18 protein-coding genes and 2 pseudogenes are annotated in these 16,962 nt (G+C 39.1%); 8 read left to right on the forward strand and 12 right to left on the reverse strand.

What is annotated here, in order from left to right; all coding sequences use genetic code 11:
* Together K1I61_RS08520 and K1I61_RS08525 are read right to left on the reverse strand one after the other, a co-directional pair.
* Positions 1-188, reverse strand: a pseudogene (locus K1I61_RS08520) (Rha family transcriptional regulator); the annotation flags it as partial.
* A 163-nt stretch (positions 189-351) separates the two neighbouring features.
* Entirely contained in the window at positions 352-540 is a 189-nt protein-coding gene (locus K1I61_RS08525; protein ID WP_223330479.1) for a DNA-binding protein, read from the reverse strand.
* Between the two features lie 168 nt (positions 541-708).
* On the opposite strand from K1I61_RS08525, the gene K1I61_RS08530 reads away from it, so the two are divergent.
* The 3 genes from K1I61_RS08530 to K1I61_RS08540 all read left to right on the forward strand — a co-directional run bounded on the left by K1I61_RS08530 (position 709) and on the right by K1I61_RS08540 (position 2,878).
* Entirely contained in the window at positions 709-1,275 is a 567-nt protein-coding gene (locus K1I61_RS08530; RefSeq protein ID WP_223330478.1) for a helix-turn-helix domain-containing protein, read from the forward strand.
* Between the two features lie 5 nt (positions 1,276-1,280).
* Positions 1,281-1,550, forward strand: a complete 270-nt coding sequence (locus K1I61_RS08535; protein WP_004261908.1) for a DUF4177 domain-containing protein — start codon at positions 1,281-1,283, stop codon at positions 1,548-1,550.
* 161 nt (positions 1,551-1,711) lie between these two features.
* Positions 1,712-2,878: a tyrosine-type recombinase/integrase gene (locus K1I61_RS08540; RefSeq protein ID WP_223334819.1), complete on the forward strand. Its 1,167-nt coding sequence runs from the start codon at positions 1,712-1,714 to the stop codon at positions 2,876-2,878.
* Between the two features lie 105 nt (positions 2,879-2,983).
* On the opposite strand, the gene rpsD is transcribed toward K1I61_RS08540, so the two are convergent.
* From rpsD to K1I61_RS08575, 7 genes are all read right to left on the reverse strand, one after another.
* Positions 2,984-3,595: a 30S ribosomal protein S4 gene (gene rpsD / locus K1I61_RS08545; protein WP_004253981.1), complete on the reverse strand. Its 612-nt coding sequence runs from the start codon at positions 3,593-3,595 to the stop codon at positions 2,984-2,986.
* 204 nt (positions 3,596-3,799) lie between these two features.
* Entirely contained in the window at positions 3,800-4,834 is a 1,035-nt protein-coding gene (locus tag K1I61_RS08550) for a sensor histidine kinase (protein WP_223334817.1), read from the reverse strand.
* The gene (locus tag K1I61_RS08555; protein ID WP_061428507.1) at positions 4,831-5,529 is read right to left on the reverse strand and encodes a response regulator transcription factor; all 699 of its coding nucleotides are present in this window, start codon (positions 5,527-5,529) and stop codon (positions 4,831-4,833) included. Before K1I61_RS08555 ends, K1I61_RS08550 begins: the two co-directional genes overlap by 4 nt.
* Positions 5,530-5,609: 80 nt before the next feature.
* The gene (locus tag K1I61_RS08560) at positions 5,610-7,697 is read right to left on the reverse strand and encodes an SSURE domain-containing protein (RefSeq protein ID WP_223334816.1); all 2,088 of its coding nucleotides are present in this window, start codon (positions 7,695-7,697) and stop codon (positions 5,610-5,612) included.
* Between the two features lie 155 nt (positions 7,698-7,852).
* A complete protein-coding gene (locus K1I61_RS08565; RefSeq protein ID WP_223334814.1) occupies positions 7,853-8,518 on the reverse strand; it encodes a potassium channel family protein in 666 nt (221 codons plus the stop codon).
* Positions 8,519-8,531: 13 nt separating this feature from the next.
* Positions 8,532-9,908 (reverse strand): TrkH family potassium uptake protein, encoded by a 1,377-nt coding sequence (locus tag K1I61_RS08570; protein WP_223334812.1) that lies wholly within the window; start codon positions 9,906-9,908, stop codon positions 8,532-8,534.
* A 32-nt stretch (positions 9,909-9,940) separates the two neighbouring features.
* A complete protein-coding gene (locus K1I61_RS08575; RefSeq protein WP_223334810.1) occupies positions 9,941-10,705 on the reverse strand; it encodes a nucleoside phosphorylase in 765 nt (254 codons plus the stop codon).
* 190 nt (positions 10,706-10,895) lie between these two features.
* Between K1I61_RS08575 and K1I61_RS08580 the strand changes: the two genes are divergently transcribed.
* From K1I61_RS08580 to K1I61_RS08590, 3 genes are all read left to right on the forward strand, one after another.
* Positions 10,896-11,348 carry a DUF3290 family protein gene (locus K1I61_RS08580; RefSeq protein ID WP_223334808.1) on the forward strand — a complete coding sequence of 151 codons (453 nt, stop codon included), beginning with the start codon at positions 10,896-10,898 and terminating at the stop codon, positions 11,346-11,348.
* Positions 11,345-11,977 carry a DUF421 domain-containing protein gene (locus K1I61_RS08585; RefSeq protein ID WP_223334806.1) on the forward strand — a complete coding sequence of 211 codons (633 nt, stop codon included), beginning with the start codon at positions 11,345-11,347 and terminating at the stop codon, positions 11,975-11,977. Before K1I61_RS08580 ends, K1I61_RS08585 begins: the two co-directional genes overlap by 4 nt.
* Positions 11,978-12,094: 117 nt before the next feature.
* Entirely contained in the window at positions 12,095-12,298 is a 204-nt protein-coding gene (locus K1I61_RS08590; RefSeq protein WP_000020982.1) for a CsbD family protein, read from the forward strand.
* 62 nt (positions 12,299-12,360) lie between these two features.
* Here K1I61_RS08590 and K1I61_RS08595 read toward each other — a convergent pair whose 3' ends face one another.
* The gene (locus tag K1I61_RS08595; protein ID WP_223334804.1) at positions 12,361-13,575 is read right to left on the reverse strand and encodes a carbohydrate-binding domain-containing protein; all 1,215 of its coding nucleotides are present in this window, start codon (positions 13,573-13,575) and stop codon (positions 12,361-12,363) included.
* Between the two features lie 207 nt (positions 13,576-13,782).
* Between K1I61_RS08595 and K1I61_RS08600 the strand changes: the two genes are divergently transcribed.
* Both K1I61_RS08600 and K1I61_RS08605 read left to right on the forward strand, forming a co-directional pair.
* Positions 13,783-14,559, forward strand: a complete 777-nt coding sequence (locus tag K1I61_RS08600) for a polyphosphate polymerase domain-containing protein (protein WP_223334801.1) — start codon at positions 13,783-13,785, stop codon at positions 14,557-14,559.
* Positions 14,552-15,235 (forward strand): annotated as a pseudogene (locus K1I61_RS08605) (DUF4956 domain-containing protein). Before K1I61_RS08600 ends, K1I61_RS08605 begins: the two are co-directional and overlap by 8 nt.
* 28 nt (positions 15,236-15,263) lie before the next feature.
* Here the strand turns inward: K1I61_RS08605 and K1I61_RS08610 are convergent.
* On the reverse strand, positions 15,264-15,827 hold the full coding sequence (locus K1I61_RS08610; RefSeq protein ID WP_036756156.1) for a sugar O-acetyltransferase: 564 nt from the start codon (positions 15,825-15,827) through the stop codon (positions 15,264-15,266).
* 145 nt (positions 15,828-15,972) lie between these two features.
* On the reverse strand, positions 15,973-16,962 hold a 990-nt coding region (locus K1I61_RS08615; protein WP_223335818.1), incomplete at its 5' end, for a MucBP domain-containing protein.

A 16,962-nucleotide genomic window follows, 5' to 3' on the forward strand; every position in this document is an offset into this window, starting at 1 on the left:
TAATCCCGTACATTTTGCCCACTCTCTGAAGGTGAAATTTTAAATTGCACCTTTCCGAAGCTTTCAAAGTCCTCTCGGTGCTTATTCAGCAAAATCTTCAAATGTCTGTGCTTAATTTCAGCGCATTCTGCAACGATACTGCTCAGTGTATACGGCTCTTTCTTGCCGTCCATATAGACCAATTCCATTGGTTCGCTCCTTTCTTCTTGTTGCTCGTGCTTGCCACCTAAAACAGTACCAAAGTAAATCATTGAGGTAGGGAAAATTTAGGAGAGAATAAACCCCTACAAACCCTTGATACTGCCATAGGTAGCAAGCAAAATATTTCTAGATTCTGTCTTATGCCCCTTTCTAGTAATCTTCAGCAAGCCATTCCATTACGCTAGCATAAATTCTTTTAGGAGCCTTATAATCACCTTTCAGAATTTTAGGAACCGTTTTAGGTGCAACACCAATTTCAAAAGCCAACTCATAATTTTTTAATTGTAGATCAGCTTTTTTTCTTCGTAACGCTTTCGCTTGTGATTGTGTAATAATCATTTTTCTTTCTCCTTTTAATTTTTCATTCTCATTTTAAGAACAATTTAAGTATATACTCTCTTTTTAAGAATGTCAAGCGCTTTTGTTCTTTTTTTGAGAATTTTTTATAGAAAAAAATTCTTTGCTATGATATAATCAACTTAAAATAATTAAAGTAGGTTATATATCGTGAAAATAAAACTCAAAGAATTAAGAGAAAAAGAAAATTTATCTTTGAACAAACTTAGAAAAATTTTAAAAGATAAATACGATATTACCGTTTCTGATAGTCAATTAATGTATTATGAAAACGGAACTCGAAAACCAAGAAACAATAAAGTATGGGAAAGCCTAGCGGATTACTTTGGGGTTAGTGTCGCATTTCTTTTAGGCCATGATGAAATGTCTCCTGAAGAAATGACTACTAAATTACAAGATTTTTTTGAAAATCTTGATATGAATGAACTAAATAACATTAAACCTGATTATGATTTGCTAAAAAAGATTCAATCAGCGTATGAGAACGTTGAAGAACACATAAATAATCCTAAAAAATACGAGAATTTTGGCAAAGGTCTAGTAAATTTTAATCAAAACTACATGCTGACTATAGAAAAGTTAATAATAAATGATGCCGAAATTGGTACAAATTTTGCAGATATTTTAATCAACTATATTTCTTTAAATGACTATGATAAAAAAATAGCTTTTGATTTAGTTAAAAAACTATCTGAGAGAGACGACGAAAAGGAGTAACCCCCATGGGATTTTTTGACACTGTAAAACAAGAGGGTAGTTTTTCTACCGCATCTGGAGTAAATGGACTACACTACGTTGTCCTTCAGGTAACTTTGAAAGAAAAGTTTTTCGGCACTGGATCAGGAAATCTTACAGAATTAGAAGATGTTATCAATAAACAAGCTTCAAAAGGTTATCGCCTGCATACCATCACAACCGCCAATGGTGGAAGTAAAGGACTAGGCGGTGGTGACCGTATCCAAGCCACAATGGTTTTTGAGAAGATTATCTAATCAATATCCTTTATAAGCTCCATAATCGCTTTATTTTCTTATCTGGTACAATTTGCCGTCTGACTACTTAAAATCGAAAATAGGGGCATTCTCGTAGCTCCTAGCATGGTCTAAATTCAAAACCTTTTCTAATTGCTTGCCTGCTGATGGAAAGGAATATTATGCAAATAAAACAAATCACAAAAAAAGACGGTTCAATAGTATATCGTGCTAATGTCTATCTTGGTGTTGATAAAGTCACTGGAAAAGATGTAAAGACAAGCATAACAGGAAGGACAAAAAAAGAAGTTAAGCAAAAAACAAAAGAAGCTGAAATTGCTTTTTTACAAAATGGATCTACTAGATTCCAGGCTACTAATATTACTACCTATAAGGAATTAGCTTCCTTATGGTGGGAAAGTTACAAGCATACAGTAAAACCTAACACACAATTAAACGTTAGAAGACTGCTAGATAACCATATCTTACCTTTATTTGGTGCTTATAAGCTGGATAAACTAAATACTCCAATTATTCAAGATATAGTCAATAAACTTGCTGACAAAACCAATAAAGGGGAAGACGGTGCTTTTCTATATTACGATAGCTTACACGCTTTAAATAAGCGTATTTTACAGTATGGTGTAGTTATGCAAGCTATACCGTTTAATCCTGCTCGTGAGGTAATATTACCTCGCAACACACAAAAAGCAAAACGAGAAAAAGTAAAGCACTTTGATAATGACGAATTAAAAAGCTTTCTTAAATACTTAGATACTCTGGATCTAAGTAGATATCGCTATTATTATGAGATTACACTTTATAAGTTTCTACTTGCTACTGGTTGTCGTATCAATGAAGCTTTAGCCTTATCATGGTCTGATATTGACTTAGATAATGCTATTGTGCATATCACAAAAACACTAAACTATAATCAAGAACTCAATAGTCCTAAATCAAAATCTAGCTATCGTGATATCGATATAGATCAAGCGACTGTTAGTATGCTGAAGCAGTACAAACATAGACAAGTACAAGAAGCTTGGCAACTTGGGCGCTCTGAAACTGTAGTCTTTTCTGACTTCATAAATGAGTACCCCAATAATCGAACTCTACAAACCAGGTTAAGAACTCACTTTAAACGTGCTGACGTACCTAACATTGGTTTTCATGGTTTTCGCCATACTCACGCTAGTCTCTTGCTTAACTCTGGAATACCTTACAAGGAACTTCAGCACCGTTTAGGACATTCCCAATTATCTATGACCATGGATATATATAGTCACCTCTCAAAAGAGAATGCAAAAAAAGCAATCTCATTCTATGAAACTGCGCTAAAAAGTTTATAACTGAACAAATAACTGAACAAATAACTGAACAAACCCAGAAATCAACATTTTAAGACAAAGCAAAAAGCCCACTGTTGTAGGCTTTCTGTAAGATATTTCTTAAAATTAAAGCATCTTGTTGTAGAATTCAACGATAAGTGCTTCGTTGATTTCTGGGTTGATTTCATCACGTTCTGGCAAACGAGTCAATGAACCTTCCAATTTTTCAGCATCGAATGATACAAATGCTGGACGTCCAAGAGTAGCTTCAACCGCTTCAAGGATTGCTGGAACTTTCAATGATTTTTCGCGAACTGAGATTACTTGACCTGGAGTTACGCGGTATGATGGGATATCAACACGTTTTCCGTCAACAAGGATGTGACCGTGGTTTACGAATTGACGAGCTTGACGACGAGTAGTCGCAAGACCAAGACGGTAAACTACGTTATCCAAACGACGTTCCAAAAGAAGCATGAAGTTGAAACCTAGGATTCCGCCCTTGATTTTTGTAGCTTGTACGAACAAGTTACGGAATTGTTTTTCGCCTACTCCGTAAGTGAAACGAAGTTTTTGTTTTTCAGCCAATTGCAAACCGTATTCTGACAATTTAGAACGGTTGTTTGGTCCGTGTTGTCCTGGTACGTAGTTACGACGTGCCAATTCTTTACCTGTACCTGTAAGTGAAAGGCCAAGGCGACGAGCTTGTTTCCAAGATGGTCCTGTATAACGTGACATATGTATGTCCTCCTAATATAAATATAATTTCGGCGGAAATAGTCACTTAGAAAGCCCTGATTCGTGCAGATGCCCTTCGCCTAAACAGCCAAGGTTACTTGTTATAAGACACCTGTTGACGAGCTTCATGCTTTCCTGCTGCTATTTCACACAAAGGCTATTGTACCATGAAATACTCCATTTGTAAAGAGAATTTTTTTAGTTTTACTTCAAATTAAGATGAAATGTAAACGTACTTCCTAATCCATGCTGGCTTTCTGCTGTTATTTCACCACCAAGTTGATGGGCTAGTTCTCGTGCAATCGCTAGCCCTAATCCATGACCACCTGTCTTCATATTACGCGACGTTTCTACACGATAAAGTCGGTTAAAAATTTTTTCCAAATCCTCAGGGAGAATACCTTGACCCTCGTCTTTCACACTGATTATCAACTCTTCTTCTGTTAATTGAGCAAGAACTTCAATCCTAGTTCCAGGTTCTGAATATTTAAATGCATTGTTTAACAAATTGACTAGAATACGAGAGAGTTTGTCATAATAACTCTTGATTTTCGCAGACTCAGGCTTTACTTGAATGTAGACATCTCGCTCCTCTTGCTCAATCTGAAGTTGAAATTCACTCATTGACTCAATCAACAGCTGATCTAAAAACACATCTTCGACTTCTTCATCAGCTATATCTTGAGGCTGATCGTTAAGAGTCAAAACATCCAACTCCTCTACTAGCTTGTTTAGACGCTCAGTTTGTCGACCAATCGTGGCTAAGTAGTGGAGCCGTTCCTCTTCCTTGATTACTCCATCTAGAATTCCCTCCACAGTAACCTGAATGGAGGTAATGGGAGTTTTAATATCGTGAGAGAGCTGCGCAATCATCATTCTCTTTTCTTGCTCACTCTCATCAAGTGATTGAAAGGTATCTTGTAAATTGCGGGACATGTCATTAAAAGCTTGGCCTAACTCTTGAAATTCTATCGGCCCTTTGGTTTCAATTTCTGTGCTGAAATCTTTGCCAGCTATATTCTGAGCTTGTTTTTTCAAATGTTTCAGAGAAGAGAACACAGGCGACAAAAGAAAGATGCTCACTGCAGCGCCAATGAAACTTGCAATCAAGGTCATTCCAACCAGAAAGTAAACTTCACTTTTCTCAATCAACATTCGTTGGACTGCCCAGAAAACGACCAAAATCGTTAGTAGAGTCGAAACTAGATACCCCACTAAAATATAGCTTTTTAATTTCATTTTTTACCTCTCGGTCTTTCCATCTTATAGCCCAATCCCCAAACAGTTTTGATAGCAGGAGTGTTTAAATTCGTATACTTACTCAACTCTTGTCTCAAAGCATGGATATGAACATTGAGTGTATTGGTATCATCCACATAGTCCTCCTGCCATACCTTCTCGTAAAGTTCAGTCTTTGAAAAGACTCTCTCAGGATTGCTGGCTAATATCCATAGAAGTTCAAAAGATTTCACTGTCAATTCCAAAGGCTGTTCTCCAATGCGAACCTCATGAGTCACATGGTTGATCACTAAGTCACCAAACTCAATCTGCTCGGTCTCTCCGCCACGACTAAGACGGCGCAAGATATTATTCACTCTCAAAACCAATTCCCGTGGGCTAAACGGTTTAGCTATAAAATCATCCGCCCCCAAACTTAATCCATAAATCTTATCCTGTTCGCTTGTCTTAGCAGTTGTAAAGAGAAAGGGTTGATCAGGGGCAATATACTGAACTTCGCTGATGAAATCATAACCGTCCATATTAGGCATCATGATATCTGTGATAATGAGATCGATAGATTTTTTTCTAAAAAGTTCTAATCCTTCCTTACCGTCATGGGCAACTAAAACATCGTAACCTGCCTGTAAAAGATAGCGATTTTGAATATCTAGAATATCTATCTCATCATCAACCAACAAAATTGTCTTTTTCATCTGACACTCCTTTGACAAAAACAGTGTTATACTTGCTTTAGTATAACACTATTTTCCGTAATGTTTAAATGATTTGAACCTTAATCTTCTCTTTTGGTTTTCCAACCCAAAAATCCAACAAAACCTGCCAAGGCTAGGCCAAGGATTCCAAGTTCAGCTGTAGCCGTTTGAGCTTCACCAGTATTTGGTAGCATCGCTTTATCATCTTTTTTCATCATATTAGCCATTGGGCTAGAAGCTGGTTGATCTACTTTCATATCTGACATATGGTGATTTGTACTCATCATACCCTCAGTCATACCTGTAGAGCCTTTTTCAGAAGGCTTCGTATTCATCTGACCTTGTTGAGATGGTATTGTCGCCATTTCTTTTCCATGAAGTCGAATCGTTACTTGGCGAGTAGCAATCAGATTGGTCAAATCAAGTTTGCCATCTTTAGAGCCATAGACTTTAATAGTAGCTGAATATGTATGGGTTCCGTTAGCTAGAAGTTGCTCCAGCAAGGCCTGACCATCTTTGCCAACCGTATTGCCATTCAAATCCACTTCGTAGAAATATTGGCCTTTAGCCAAGCCTTCAAGTGGCAATAGAGCAGGATTTTTAGCTGTTCCGTTGTCTGACCATGGGGATTTGTCTGAGGCTTTTAACAAGAGGCGAGTCAACATCCCATCTCCACCAAAAGCTTCGTATGGTATAACTTGGTTGACACCGGCCAAGAAAGGTCCAGGAACCATAGCCTTATCAAGGTAGCTAGCTGGAACATCAATCATATCTTTGACATTGTTAACAACAGACTCTTTAACCTGATTTGGTGTGGTCAAGCCATTCAAATTAACAGTCAAATCTTTAGTCGCTACTAGGTTAGTCAAATCGGCCTTGCCATCTTTCACACCGTACACTTTAATCGTAGCTTTATAACTTTGAGTTCCATTTTGTTTCAAGAAGTTAAGAAGCTCTTTATCTGATTTACCTTGAGTACCTGCCAAATCCACTTCATAGAAGTAACGGCCTTTCCCCAATTTCTCTACTGGTGGGAGGGCAGGATTTTTAGCTGTTCCGTTGTCTGACCACGGAGCCTTATCGGATGCTTTCAAGATAAGGCGAGTCAACATACCATCACCAGCAAAGAACTCATATGGAATGACTTGATTGACGCCGGCTGTAAATGGACCTGGGAAATTGGCTTTGTCAAGGTAGCTAGCTGGGACATCTACCGTGTCTTTGGTATTATCAGCCACACCTTTTTGCACTTCAGCTGGTGTGGTTAAACCATTCAAGTTGACATCCAAATTCTTAGTCGCTACCAGATTAGTTAAGTCAGGCTTGCCATCTTTCACACCGTACACCTTGATGGTAGCTTTATAACTTTGAGTACCATTTTGTTTCAAGAGGTCAAGTAGCTCTTTGTCAGATTTACCTTGAGTACCTGCCAAGTCTACTTCATAGAAGTAAAGACCTTTGCTCAATTTCTCTACCGGTGGGAGAGCAGGATTTTTAGCCGTTCCATTATCTGACCATGGAGCCTTATCAGAGGATTTCAAGATAAGGCGAGTCAACATACCGTCACCAGCGAAGAATTCGTATGGAATGACTTGGTTGACACCAGCTGTAAATGGACCTGGGAAATTAGCTCTATCCAAGTAAGAAGCTGGGACTTCTACTGTGTCTTTGGTGTTGTCGGCCACACCTTTTTGCACTTCAGCTGGAGTGGTCGCTGGTTGCGCTTCACTGGCTTCGCGGTCTTGTCCAGAAGCTGTAGACGCAGGACTTTCCACAGGTTTAACTGCATCTTCTGTTGGTTTCTTAGAGTCAGGTTGTGCTTGCACTTCTTCTTTTGGTGCTACTACTGGCTCTTTAGCAGTTTCGTCCGCTTTTTCTGAAGAACTTGTCGTATCCACACTTGCTTGAGGTGTTGGAACAGACTGTTCTGAAGAAAGATCTACATCTACTGCTTTATCTAGAACCGCTGCTGATAGGTCGCCCTTTTCACTCACTGAGGCGTCGTTTGACACGACTTGGGCAGGAGTCGGATTGACGACATCAGCACGTGCAGAACTTGGTTGACCGACTAGGACAAAGAAGCCACTAGCCACAACAACTGAAGCAACACCGACACTGAGGCGGCGAATAGACCAACGAGTATATCTCTGATTTGGATTGAATTTCATAGGATTCTCCTTAGAGTTTTCTTTTTTGATGACTCTAGTATAATCTCCTAAAATTAAAAAGGATTAAGAAAAAGTTAAAATTTTTCTTAAATCCTTCTTATAAAATACTTATATTGACTCAATAGTCACTAGAAAAAAGAATGGTCATTTCTCTTTTAATCATTGAGGTGTGCTAGATTATCTAAATATTGGTTATTGATTACTGCCATCATATAGCCATCAGCTTTCAATAGATCATCCGGCCCAAATTGAACATCCAAGGGAGCATTTTCATAGTCACGAAAACCAAGAATATTGAGATTGTATTGTCCTCGAAGATCAAGATGACTTAGACTCTTACCTGCCCACGACCGTGGAATTTTCATCTCGACTATCGAGACATTTTTGTCCAACTGAAAAACATCAACGCTGTTATTAAATAAAATAGTCTGCGCCAACGAACGACCCATCTCATATTCTGGTGAGATGACTGAATCTGCGCCAATTTTTTCAAGGACTTTTTTTGCTGTATGGCTTTTAACCTTAGCAATAACAGTTGATACTCCTAGACTCTTGCAATGCATGACTGCAAGCACACTAGATTCTAAATTTTCCCCAGTTGCCACCACAACTGTATCGCAGGTATCAATTCCTGCTGAGAGCAAGAGCTCTTCATCGGTAATATCTCCAACAACTCCACGTACCAAGACTGGTTCGAACTGATTGATTCGCTCTTCATGGTCGTCAATGGCGATTATATTTATATCATGCTGAGCGAGAGCGGTAAGCACACTACTCCCAAAAATACCCAAACCTAAAATTCCAATTGTCCGATCTGACATAGTTTATCCTTTCTTATCCTATGGTAATATCTGCTTTCATATAGTGGATCATATCTTTCTTATCTGGTTGATACTCAGCCAAACTAACTAATAGCGTCAGTGGCCCAATTCGTCCGATAAACATCAGTAGCATGATAATGCTAAGAGCTAATCTGCCTAACTCTGGTGTCAGATTGGCAGTCACTCCGACCGTGGCAAGCGCTGAAATTGTCTCGAACATGATGTAGATAAAGCGCGGATTCCCTTCTGCGGTTATCCCTAACAGGATCAAGCCCAGCAAGAAAGTTAGCAAGAAGATAATAAAGACACTGAAAGATTTTTGGACTGTCCGAGGTAAAATTGTTCTTCGAGCTACATTGGCATGAGGCAAGCCTAAAAGCTCACTGCGTGCAAATACTAATAATACAAAAAAGGTTGTGATTTTAAGCCCCCCGGCTGTTCCACCAGGCGCCCCACCGAGAAACATCTGCAAAATATAGATCATCAAGGTAACAGGCCTAGCCTGAGTAAAATCAATAGAAGCAAAACCCGCCGTTCTCATGCTAACTGTTTGGAAAAAACTGACTAGCAATTTATCAGGAATACTGAGATTTCCAATCGTTCCCGGATTGTTCCACTCTATCAAGAGGGTTGAAACTGTTCCAGTAAATAAAATTCCAGCTGTCAAGAAGAGAACCAACTTGGTATGGAAGCGAAGCCGACGTTTTTTCTCGCTCAACTGCGTGGCCAGGTCAAACCAAACCATGAACCCTAGACCACCTGTGATGATCAAAGCAGCAAGCACTAGATTAATCAACGGATCAGTTTGAAAAGCTACTAAACTTGTACTTCCAAAATTATCAAAACCAGCATTACAGAAAGCTGAAATAGCTACGAAGATAGAGGTAAAAATTCCTCGGCCCCAACCAAATTCCGGAACAAAACGAAAACTTAACAAGAAGGCTCCGAGTCCTTCAACGATAAAAGTCGTCAAAAAAATCGAACGTATGAAAACCATTAAAGACTGAGTTTCTCCATAACTAAAGCTCTCCAGAATTGTTTCACGGCTACGAAGGCTGAGCTTTTGCTTGCTTTGAATATAAAAGATCCCTATAAAGGTCATGAGACCCAAACCACCAATCTGGATCAAAAACATACAGATTAACTGACCCCAGATGTTATATGTAGTAGCTACTGGTTGAGTAAAGAGTCCTGTCACACAGACCATGGATACTGCTGTAAAGAGATGGTCGAAATAGGTCGCTTGGGAGCTTGTTGCTTGCACAAATGGCAGACTCAAAAGGAGAGAGCCTGCGAGAATAACCAAAGCAAAACTTAAAAAAATTCGACGAGCAGGTGATAAACGCCCCAAGGTCGTGTTTATTTTTTCCGAAAATGATTTGAATAACATAGTTACATTGTACCATAAAACAGTTAAAGCAGTCACATATGACTAACGATTTCAAGACAGAGTTCTAAGGCCTTGTCAAAAGCTTCTGAACCCCAATCGCGACTATCATAATTTTCTAAATCCGCTAGAGAGTCGGCTGTAAATAGAAGTTGTCCCCAAACAACTCCTCGAAGCTGGGCAACTGCTGCAAGAGCTGCACACTCCATCTCCACAACTGCACAGCCTTCTTCCTTACGATAGGCAACTTTTTCAGCTGTTTCTCGGTAAAAACCATCTGTCGACCAAGTCATAACCTCCTCGTAAGGAATTCCTAGTTGTTCCAAGACTTGCTCGATAGCAGAAATCGCTTCTACATGTACATCCATATAACGAGAAGGTGGCGCATAATGGTAACTAGTTCCTTCATCACGCAGAGCACGGACTGGAACCAAAAAGGCATTTTCTTCTATATTCGCCAACACGCCACAAGTGCCTGTAGAGATGATTTTCTCCACACCGTAGCTAATCAACCAATCCATAAACTGGGCCGCAGGGGCAGAACCTACAGGAGCTTGGGCTAGACACACTTTTTCACCTTTGTAGTCCATGACATAAACCGGGTAGGTCTTAGTGGCAGAAACAAACTCCCCTACGCAATCTGCTTCTACTTCCTGAGCATAGCGGTCAATCTCTTCTTCCAAAAATGCATAGATGCACTTCTTTGGCAACTGTAAATCCAAGCCTTCATGATTGGGCATAATGACTGCCTGAGGATTATCATCAAACTCTAAAATAGGAATGACGTGTTTTTGAATCATAGAGCACCTCCTCTAAATTTTTACTATTATATCAAAAGCTAAACGAAAGTCAAGACGGGAGGCTAAGTCAAATCAGAAAAACCTACCTTAAGTAGGAAACAACAATTAAATGCTTTTTCCCTACTAATAAAATTGCTATAGCTTAGGAATTAGTTTATAATAGATTGAATTTAAAAAAGGGAGAAATCTTATGAAATTCTATTCATATGACTATGTTCTCAGTCAGATTAGTCAACAGAATTGGACCATGATTATTGTGTCGACGCTCTTAGTGATTGTGACTGGATTCTTTGCATTTAAGGCTTTTCAAGATAAGAGAGGGAGTAAGTTCCGTGAATTATCGCTCATTTCTATTTTGACGTTAATTGCTTTTGTATTGATTAGCATTACGAATCTTCAAAACAACCAATCCAATGATAATCAATTTCGTAGTTCCTTGCACTTCATCGAAATTGTATCAAAAGAGTTAGGTGTTGATAAGAAAAATGTTTATGTCAACACATCAGCAGTGACTGAGGGGGCGATTATTAAAGTAGGTGACAATTTTTATCGTGCCATTAGTGGGACTGACCAAGATAGCTATTTATTAGAAAAAATGGAACTCTATAAATCAGATGTTGAACTCGTGGAGGTTGAAAAATGATAAGCTTTTTTGCTACGATTGCAATTAAATTAGCCTTGGGGCTACTTTCTCTTGTTTTTGTTATTAACGTAACAGGTAAAGGAAATTTAGCTCCAAGTTCTGCAGTAGACCAAATCCAGAACTTTGTTCTCGGGGGTATTATCGGTGGGGTTATCTACAATAGTTCTATCACCATCATCCAATACATTGTTATCCTCATTATCTGGACTATTCTCATTTTACTCCTCAAATGGTTGAATACCAATGTTTCCTTCATTAAACATCTGATTGACGGAAAACCTACGATTATCATTAAAAATGGAACATTAGATCCAGAAGCCTGTCGCTCAAAAGGTCTAGCTGCTGCTGATGTTGCTCTTAAATTGCGCGCTCAAGGAATCTTTCAATTAAAGGATGTCAAGAGAGCTGTGATTGAGCAAAACGGACAACTAATTGTCGTAAGAATGGGTGACGAAAATCCTAAGTACCCAGTCATCACAGACGGTGTTGTCCAAGTTGAAATCCTAGAAACCATTGGCAAATCCGAGGAGTGGCTAACTGAGAAATTGAAAGAAGAAGGTTTCGAAGACGTTTCTAATATTTTTATCGCAGAATATGATAAAGGTCAACTGAATGTTGTAACCTATTAAAAAAACAAACTGATGCTTTTCGTATCAGTTTTTTGCTTTTTAGCATAAAAGGGTATATACTTAAATTAATATCTAATGTAATTTAGATAATACAAAAAATTAACGGAGGTATCCCCCATGTCAATCGAAGAAAAATTCAACCAAGCTAAAGGTTCTGTTAAAGAAGGTTTTGGTAAACTAACTGGCGATACAAAAACTCAAGCAGAAGGAGCTGCAGAAAAGGTAGCTTCAAAAGCTAAAGAAGTTGCTGAAGATGCAAAAGAAGCTGTCGAAGGTGCAGTATCTGGCGTAAAAAACATCTTTAAAAAAGATGGAGAATAATTCTTTCTCGTCCTAATAACATAAGAAAATCTCCCTTCTCTTTCGAGAAAGGAGATTTTCTTTTATGGACGTCCACCAGGGCCTCCATTTCCTTGAGGGGCTCCTCCACCAGGCATCGAATTGACAATCTCAGTTTGTTTTTCACCATTGAAATAGATGTCTCCGCCTGTGTAAGTCGCTGTTCCATCAAAGTCAAAACCAGTTTGACCAGTCATTTTGATGGTTCCTCCCGTAACAGTAATGTTACCATTTGAGTCAATTGGATCCGTGTCCCCTTGACCAACTTCAACCGTCAAGTTCCCACCATTCATAGTAAAGAAGATTTCACTTTGTTGGGCATTTTTGTTGGCCGCATTGACACCATCATCTGTTGAGTAGATGGTGATGTCTCCACCGTTGATAGTGATTGACTTCCCTTCAAGCCCTTCTGTAGAATTCTTAACGGAATAGGTACCACTATCAATCACCAAATCACCTGATGCGTGGATACCATCGTCCCCTGCAGTAACAGTGATGGTATTGTCAGAGAGATACATGGTTCCTACAGATGTGTCCTCATCATTGTCGACCTTAACTCCGTCTTCCTTGGCATCAATAGTCATGGTTGTGCCAGTAATATTGAGTTCATCATTGACATTAAAGGCATCTCCGACTGCTGTGATGTTGTAGGTTCCACCTGTGATGTGAAGTATATCGTTGGCCTTAATACCATTGTTTTTCTTACCATCAACATTGAGAGTTCCCTTACCATTGATGGTCAAGTCCACTTTAGAGAAGAGGGCTGCATCAGCTTTTTCATCACTATTAGAAGCAGAATCTGAGAGGCTATTGGTGGTTCCATCTGCTAGAGTTAGGTAAACATGACCAGCTGATGTCGCGGAAATAGCTGCATTGGTATTGGTCATGTTCACACCCTTTAGAACAATATGTACATCATCAGAATTTCCAGCTTCAATCTTAATTTGAACTCCATCAGATTGACCAGAGATCACATAGGTACCTGACTTAGAGATTGTAACGGTAGATCCTGATACAGCCACTCCGTCACCTGATACCTTCGCTGTTGATCCTGACAAGGTTACAGTTGCTGCTGTCTTTTCATCATAAGAAGTATCATAGTCCTTGTCTGTAAAATAGCTAGTTTTCTTAGCTTCTGTAGTGGATGTAGTTGTTGCAGTATTGCTAGCTGTTGTATTTGAAGTTGACTGGGTACAAGCTGTCACCAGTGCTAGAGTTGCTATACTCGTTAGTAAGAATGTCCATTTTTTTGCTTTCATGCTCGTTTCCTCGACTTTCATTTTACATGCTCTTAGTCTACGTGACTTTCCTAAAATAAGCCTAAACTTTTTCTGAAAGTTTTCTTAAGTTTAGTTTCAATTAAGTTAAATTTAACAAAAGTTTTAGATAAACTCTTTAAAATCCTAGACAAACAAGCTCGTCCTTGTTTAAAAATAGTATAACCTAAGATTAGAGGAGAAGGACTTATGAAACCAATCGAAACAACTTTTAAACGGATTGAAACCAAATATGTTGTCTCCAAAGAAATATTAGACAAACTGATTCAAGATTTAAAGGAATATTTAGTAGAAGACGATTATCCAATTTCAACCATTTCAAATATCTACTTCGACACAGAAGACTTTGATGTGCTCCAAGAGGATTGTCTAGGCAACAAGCGTAAAGAAAAAGTACGGATGCGAACTTATCTCAGTAATCCCAAAGCCGATAGTCAGGTGTTTTTAGAAATCAAGACCAAGGACCAAGAAGGGGTTGGCCGCAAGTTCCGATTGCTATCAACTCCTAGCTCCATCATAAATTTCATAACCAAAGGGCACTTGGATGCTAGCATTACTGATACAGTCGTCATTGAAAAAGTGAAAAAACTTCAGCATGATTACAAACTCGCTATCAAGCTTCGTATGTATATCTACTATGATCGTTATTCATTAAAGGAAAAGAAATCTATCGAGGGCTACCACTATAACAAAATCCGTATCACAATTGACCAAAATCTAGTCTATAGAGATGAAACTGTCAGTCTCTTCGCGGGAAATCACGGGGCTCCTCTCTTAGATAACAACACTGTGATTATGGAAATCAAGGCCCCTGGAAACAAGCCCCAGTGGTTGCAGGACATCCTAGACAAGTATGATTTGATGGAGCACAAATTTTCAAAATACAGTTGTGCATACCACAAATCTCAAGGGCTGCCTTATGCTCCTCGCCCCAATATAGAAAGGTCAGGTACTGCTTATGCTTAATCTATTTAATTCCATTTTCAACAACGCCACTGCAAGTGCAGATCCCTTTCAACTACTGTTGGCACTTCTAGTCAGTCTAGTCCTCGGTTTGGCACTTACTTGGACTTACAAATATAGAACCCTCTACACCAGAGAATTCGCTATCAGCTTGACCTTGCTTCCCTGCCTCATGACCTTGGTTATTTTTCTGGTCAATGGGAGCTTGGGCACCTCAATTGCTGTAGCCGGAATCTTTAGTTTAATTCGTTTTCGTTCCGCAACTAGTGGTTCCCGAGAATTAATTGCTATTTTCCTAGCCATGATTATCGGTTTGGCTTGCGGAACAGGCTACCTCTTCTTGGCTATTCTCTTTACACTCTTTATCTTGGGCGTTTGGTTCCTTTTAGAAAATCAACAGATCAAAACTGACAATCAACGCCGTAGACTTTTGACAATCACGGTAGCCAATCAAGACAAGGTACAGGAAGCTATCCAATCATCTCTTAACTAATTCTGCTCAGAAGTTGACATGATTACAATTAATAGCACTAACGTAGGTGATAATCTAACAATTGTCTATGAAGTCGAGCTAAAATCTGATACCGATGACTTCCAAGTCGCTAACTATCTTACACGCAACATTGCTGAATGCGATGTGGCTCTCACTAAAAAAGCTAAAAAGAGAAAAAATCTCTAGCAAAAAAGAACAGCATTTCGCTGTTCTTTTAATTTTCTTTGACTGGAATTTCTTTGATAACTCGTGCTGGGTTGCCTGCCAGAACTACATTATCACCAAAAGATTTAGTAATGACCGCTCCTGCTCCTGCAACAACGTTATCACCTAGTGTAACACCTGGAAGAACAATAACCCCACCACCTGCCCAGAAGTTCTTGCCGATTGTAATTGGTTTCCCAAATTCTAAACCTGAATTTCGTTCATCCGGATCTAGAGGGTGAAGAGGTGTTAAAAACTGACAATTTGGGCCAATCATGGCATTATCACCGATGGTAATAGGACAAACATCTAACATTGTCAGATTCCAATTGGAATAGAAATTTTCTCCCAAATGAATATTGACACCATAATCCACCACCAAACGAGTATTGACATAGAGGTTTTCACCAGTTGAGCCAAACCAGCCTTTGATGATTTCCATACCTTTTACTGGGTCGACCTCTTCATTAAAGGAGGCTTGCTTTTGTCGTGCTGTTTGTGCTAGAGCACGAAGTTCTGGATCGAACGGGCGATAGGGTTCTCCCGCAATCATTTTTTGGTATTCACTTTTCATATCTTGATATCCTTGTTTATTTTACAAGATTGTAGCATAGTTCTATCCTTAAAACAAGCAGCAAAGAGATAAAAAAACTAGTACATCCAAAGATGTACTAGTTTTTAATTAGAAAGGTGACTTTTCCACTACTCTACAGAGTTGATTAGTCTTCTTTCTTTTTACGAGCGATAAGTCCAAATCCACTCAAGACACCTACTAAACCAAGGGCAGCAAGGCTAGCATGATCTTCAGTACCAGTATTTGGCAATTGAGGAGCATTTTCCTTAGCTGGAGTTGGTTTAACTGGAGCTTCTGGTTTTTCTGGAGTTACAACTTTCTTGTAGATGTGTTGGATGTTACCATTTGCATCTACAACAGTCTTCACAAACTCATATCCTGGAATATCTTTCTTAGGTTGTTCTCCATCCTCAGTTGGGTATCCTGGAATTGGGTTTCCATTTTCGTCAACATGAGTTGTTGTGATCTTTTCATAGACATGTACTGTATCACCGTTTGGCAACTTCTTAGTTTCAACGAAGCGGTAACCTGGAATGTCTTTCTTAGGATTTTCGCCGTCTTCTGTTGGATATCCTGGAATTTCATTTCCGTCTTTATCCTTGTAACTAGTCTTCACTTTTTCGTAGACATGTTCTGTGTCGCCGTTTGGAAGTTTCTTAGTCTCTACGAAGCGGTATCCTGGAATATCTTTCTTAGGATTTTCGCCGTCTTCTGTTGGATATCCTGGAATTTCATTTCCGTCTTTATCCTTGTGACTAGTCTTCACTTTTTCGTAGACATGTTCTGTGTCGCCGTTTGGAAGTTTCTTAGTCTCTACGAAGCGGTATCCTGGAATATCTTTCTTAGGTTGTTCTCCATCCTCTGTTGGATATCCTGGAATTGGGTTTCCGTTTTCGTCAACATGAGTTGTTGTGATCTTTTCGTAGACGTGTACTGTATCACCGTTTGGCAACTTCTTAGTTTCAACGAAGCGGTATCCTGGAATATCTTTCTTAGGTTGTTCTCCATCCTCTGTTGGATATCCTGGAATTTCATTTCCGTCTTTATCCTTGTGACTAGTCTTCACTTTTTCGTAGACATGTTCTGTGTCGCCGTTTGGAAGTTTCTTAGTCTCTACGAAGCGGTATCCTGGAAT

The organism is Streptococcus infantis (assembly GCF_019929665.1).
GTDB classification, from domain to species: domain Bacteria; phylum Bacillota; class Bacilli; order Lactobacillales; family Streptococcaceae; genus Streptococcus; species Streptococcus infantis_H.